General features: G+C 39.9%; 5 protein-coding genes. 4 read left to right on the top strand and 1 reads right to left on the bottom strand.

Going from position 1 to position 5,016, the window contains the following annotated elements; all coding sequences use genetic code 11:
- From KJ678_01340 to KJ678_01325, 4 genes are all read left to right on the top strand, one after another.
- A partial coding sequence (locus KJ678_01340; GenBank protein ID MBU1016789.1) for an acetate--CoA ligase family protein occupies positions 1-1,257 on the top strand: 1,257 nt, incomplete at its 5' end.
- The gene (locus KJ678_01335) at positions 1,241-2,950 is read left to right on the top strand and encodes a 2-oxoacid:acceptor oxidoreductase subunit alpha (protein ID MBU1016788.1); all 1,710 of its coding nucleotides are present in this window, start codon (positions 1,241-1,243) and stop codon (positions 2,948-2,950) included. The genes KJ678_01340 and KJ678_01335, both read left to right, overlap by 17 nt.
- A complete protein-coding gene (locus KJ678_01330; GenBank protein MBU1016787.1) occupies positions 2,943-3,695 on the top strand; it encodes a 2-oxoacid:ferredoxin oxidoreductase subunit beta in 753 nt (250 codons plus the stop codon). The genes KJ678_01335 and KJ678_01330 overlap by 8 nt, the downstream gene beginning before the upstream one ends.
- A 14-nt stretch (positions 3,696-3,709) precedes the next feature.
- Entirely contained in the window at positions 3,710-4,513 is an 804-nt protein-coding gene (locus KJ678_01325) for an SDR family oxidoreductase (protein MBU1016786.1), read from the top strand.
- On the opposite strand, the gene KJ678_01320 is transcribed toward KJ678_01325, so the two are convergent.
- Positions 4,506-5,016, bottom strand: a 511-nt coding sequence (locus KJ678_01320) for a hypothetical protein (protein ID MBU1016785.1), incomplete at its 5' end; no start/stop codon positions are given. The two genes, KJ678_01325 and KJ678_01320, sit on opposite strands and share 8 nt — an antisense overlap.

Raw genomic sequence — 5,016 nt, 5'->3', positions numbered from 1 at the left:
ACTATGGAAGATTTTTTTGATTTAGCAAAAGTCTTTTCATGGGAAAATGCGCCCAAGGGACCCAAAATTGGAATTGTTTCAAACGCCGGCGGTCCCGGAGTAATAAGTAGTGACGCTATAGAAACTTACGGATTGGAACTTGCTGAATTTAGCGCAGAAACTAAGGAAGACCTGTTAAAAATACTCCCCAGACAAGCAAGTATTTTAAACCCCGTTGATGTTTTGGGAGATGCGCTTGCTAATAGATATAAAAAAGCCGCCGGAATTGTTTTGGAACAGGACAGTGTGGACGCTCTGCTCATTATCTTAACCCCGCAAATAATGACCCAAATTGCCAAAACTGCGGAATTTATTGGCGAGTTGTCTCAAAAATATGAAAAACCTATTTTCTGCTCCTTCATTGGAGGGAAGCTAGTTTCGGAAGGAGAGAAAAAACTAAACGAGTTTAGAATCCCCTCGTTTAGATTCCCGGAAAGAGCCATTTACGCCATCTCCAAAATGTGGGTGTTTCAAAAAGGAAAAGATGTCCCCGAAAGACCGAGAAAGGAAAAGGACATATTTCTAAATCAAAATTTTGATAGGGCTAAAGAAACTATTGAACAGGCAATTGCCAAAAATTACAAAAGTTTGGATAATCTTTCTGCCAATGAACTCATCTCTTCCGCAGGAATAGCCACTCCTCCAACAGAACTTATAAAAACTTTTGAGCGGGCAAAAGATTTTACCGAAAAAAACGGTTGGCCGGTTGTTTTAAAACTTTCTTCTCCAGAAATTATCCATAAAAAAAGGGCGGGTGGCGTTATCTTGGACATAATAAACGAGAACCAGCTAGAAAAAGCGTTGACAAAAATGCAAGAGAAAAATCTAGATATACAAATCCAAAAAAGCATAGTAGGTGGGGCGCAAGTACTTGTGGGGGTAAAAAGGGACATCACTTTTGGAAACATACTCCTTTTTGGAGCGGGGGGTTCGTTTGCAGAACTAATTTCCGACAAGAATATACACCTTTTGCCTATGGGAATAATGGACGCCAAAACTTTAGTGGAAAATTCAAAAGTTTATACTCTTTTTGAAACCGCGCCGGGAGAAATCCCTTTCGCTTTAGATAAATTGTTTGAATTAATTGTTCGCGTAGGTAAATTAGCAGAGAGTATGCCAAAAAATTTGGAGATTGAAATTAACCCTGTTATTGTGAATAAGGACAATGCCTGGGCGGTGGACCCAAAAATAATTATTAACTATGAACCAAATATTTAGCTTAAAAATTGGTGGGGGAGCTGGGCAGGGAATAAAATCCGCAGGACTTTTGTTTTCCAAATTCGCGTCGTTATCCGGATACTATATTTACAACTATATTGAATATCCGTCTTTAATCCGAGGCGGACACAATGTTATGCAAATAAATATTTCCGGAAAAGAAGTAACAGGACCAAGTTCTAAAACAGATTTTTTGGTGGCGCTAAATCAAGAAACACTGGACAAGCATACAAACGAGCTAACCGAAAAGTCGGGAATTTTATTTGATGTGGATGAAAAGATTGCTACAGCAGACATACCAAAAAACACCAAACTTTTTAAAATCCCCCTTTCAAATCTTGCTGGAGAGAAAAACATATTAAGTAATACGGTAGCTTTGGGGGCGCTGGTAGCAATTTTCGGGGGGGATTTTAAAATTCTTAAGGAGCTAATTTCCAAAGAATACGAAAAGGATGAGACGGTAAAGGATAACTTAAAAGCGGCGGAGGTTGGATACACTTACATTACAGAGAACTACCCTCGCCAAACAACTTCGCTTTTAAAATTCGTAGAAACCGCGCCGAAGGTTGTTTTAAACGGTAATGAAGCAGTGGCGCTGGGCGCAATTTCCGCAGGACTAAAATTTGCCGCCATTTACCCGATGTCCCCTATTTCAGGCATCTTGCATTTTTTAACCGCCCATCAAAAAGAGCATAATTATATTTATAAACAACCCGAGGATGAAATTTCCGCAATAAATATGGCAATTGGGGCAAGTTTTGCGGGAGCCCGTTCAATGGTGGCAACATCTGGAGGCGGTTTCTGCCTTATGACCGAAGGATATGGGTTGGCAGGTATGACGGAGACACCTGTGGTTATAATTAACGGTATGCGCGGAGCGCCAGCAACAGGCATTCCCACATGGAGCGAACAAAGCGATTTGCAATTTGTTCTTAACGCCCATCAAGGAGATTTTCCAAGAATAGTTTTAGCCGCAGGAGACGCACAAGAAGCTTTTGATTTAACTAGAGAAGCGTTTAATTTGGCGGATAAGTATCAAACTCCTGTAGTGGTTTTAATAGATAAAAATATCTGCGATAACGACCAAAGTTTTCTGCCTTTTGAAAATTCTCCTTACACTCTGGATCGCGGAAAATTTACAACCGAAAAAGTAGGAAACTATAAAAGATACGAGCTTTCAAAAGACGGCATTTCCACAAGGACAGTTCCGGGAAGCGGGAACTTTTTTATAGCCAATTCCGATGAGCATAACGAATTAGGCTTTTCAAGCGAAGAAATTGAAAACAGGAACAACCAAATGGAAAAGAGAATGGAAAAACTTTCAACTTGCGCCAAAAACGATATGCCCGCGCCAAAACTTTTTGGGCATACTAAAGCCGATATAACCATTGTTTCTTGGGGAAGCAATAAAGGAAGTATTATACAAGCTCTAAAAAAGTTTGATAATGTGAGCTATCTTCATATAACTTGGATGAACCCATTCCCAACAGAGCAAGTAAAGAAAGTGCTTGCTAGCGCAAGGTATGTGGTGAATATTGAATGCAATTACAGCGGACAGTTGGCTAACCTAATCAGAGAAAAAACCGGAATTGAAATAAAGGACAAACTCTTAAAATATGATGGGCGCCCTTTCTTTGTGGAAGAAATAATAACTAAAATAAATAAAGTTTTGAAAGATTTAAAAAATGACTGACCTAGCAGATTTAACAACGCCTTTTTCTCCAACATGGTGTCCGGGTTGCGGGAATCTTTCTCTGTGGACAGCGTTTAAAAATGCGACCGTATTAGAAAACTGGGATAACTCCAATACCGTCTTGGTTGCGGGAATAGGTTGTCACGGGCATATTCTTAATTTTATAAAACTAACATCTTTTGAAACTTTGCACGGAAGACCAATACCGGTTGCAACAGGCATAAAAACCGTAAATCCTCGCCTTAATATCTTTGTCTTTACCGGCGACGGCGACTGTTTAGGCGAAGGGGGAAATCATTTTTTGCACGCTTGTCGACGAAACGAAAATTTAACGATTATTATCCATAACAACGGCGTTTACGCCTTAACCACAGGACAAACCTCCCCCACTTCGGAAAAAGGATACCAATCTAAATCCACACCCGCGGGAAATACGGATACCCCGCTTAGTCCTCTTGCTCTCGCCATTACCGCGGGCGCGACTTTTGTGGCAAGGGAATATGTGGGAGATATAAACAATTTAACAAATACTATAATTAAGGCAAACCAACATGAAGGAATTGCCATTATAGAAGCGCTTCAACCTTGCGTTACTTTTAATAAAAAACTCACGCACACTTTTTTTAGAGATAACTGCTATCGTCTTGGCAAAGATTATAATTCTGCGGACAAGCTTGTCGCTTACAACAAATCTTTAGAGTTTGGGATTAAAAAAATACCATTAGGCGTATTTTACGAGGTTTAATGTATAATCAAAATATGAGTATTGTTAGTTTAAACAACCTGCTTAATTTATCCGGAAAAACCGCAATAGTAACCGGAGGGGCGGCGGGAATTGGGCTTGGCATTGTCCAAAGACTTGGAGAAGCCGGAGCAAATGTTGTTATAGCGGATTATAACCAGCAAGAAACGGGCAAGGTGTTAAAAGAGTTGCTCCCTCTCAAACTTAATTTAAAAACCGTTATAACGGATGTTTCCTCCGAGAGTGATGTTAAAAATTTGGTTAAAGAAACGGTAATCGCGTTTGGGAGTATAGATATACTGGTAAACAACGCAGGCATATTTCCCGTTGTTCCGTTATCTAGCTTAACCGCGCAGGATTTTGAAAAAATAATTAATGTAAATCTAAAGGGAGTAGTCCTTTGCGCAAAATATGTTTCCGAGCAAATGATTAAACAAGGCAAAGGTGGGAGAATAATTAATATCACTTCAATAGACGCTCTGCATCCGTCAATGGTAGGGCTTGCGATATACGACGCGTCTAAACACGGCGTTTGGGGGTTTACCAAAAACATTGCTTTGGAGCTTGCCCCGCATAAAATCTGGGTTAACGCTATTGCGCCAGGGGGAATAAACACTCCGGGAGCGCAAAAAATGCAAACGCCCGCCACCGCGGGAACGAATGAAAAAATATCCATTGCGGACCCGATGGCTGGAGTGCCAATGCATAGAATGGGCGAGCCGGACGAGATTGGCAAGGTTGCCTTGTTTCTAGCTTCTGATATGTCTTCGTATATGACGGGAAGTCAAATTGTGGTTGACGGTGGCTTTCTTCTTAAATAACCTTTTTTCTTAAAATCTTCTCCGTCCAAAAGAATAAATTTTTTTCTTCCTCTTTAGTTAAAATTTTTACCGCTTGTTTCCAATGAACCGCCACCGTATCCCCCGCTTTTAATCCGAGTAGAAAAGCAGGGTAAAATTTTAAATCTTCCTGTCTGTTTTTTAGTTTATAACCCCCATTTTGGCTTTCTAGAAATTTAATATCTACAAAAACTTTTCCCCCTTCAATTTTTTTCACTTCCCCCCACCGAATCATACAGCTATTTATGTGTTCAGCACTATTGGAAACAGATAACACTTGAAAAAAGTGGTGGGGTATAAAAACCTTTGGCTTGTTTTTTCTAAACTCCGCTATAGTGTTTTCTGGAACACCTTGTTTTGCAAAATTTTCCAAAAGAAGTTCAAAATGTTCCGGTTTTGCCTTTTTTAATTCCTCGTTTCCAAGCCAATAACTTTCTATTACCGGATAAGAAAAGGCGGAAAGACCTATTATTTCTGAAATTGTT

The organism is Patescibacteria group bacterium (assembly GCA_018817085.1).
Taxonomy (GTDB): domain Bacteria; phylum Patescibacteriota; class WWE3; order CG2-30-40-12; family CG2-30-40-12; genus CG2-30-40-12.
The sequence above is the reverse complement of the archived record's forward strand: the minus strand, read 5'-3'. Positions and strand labels throughout refer to the sequence as shown.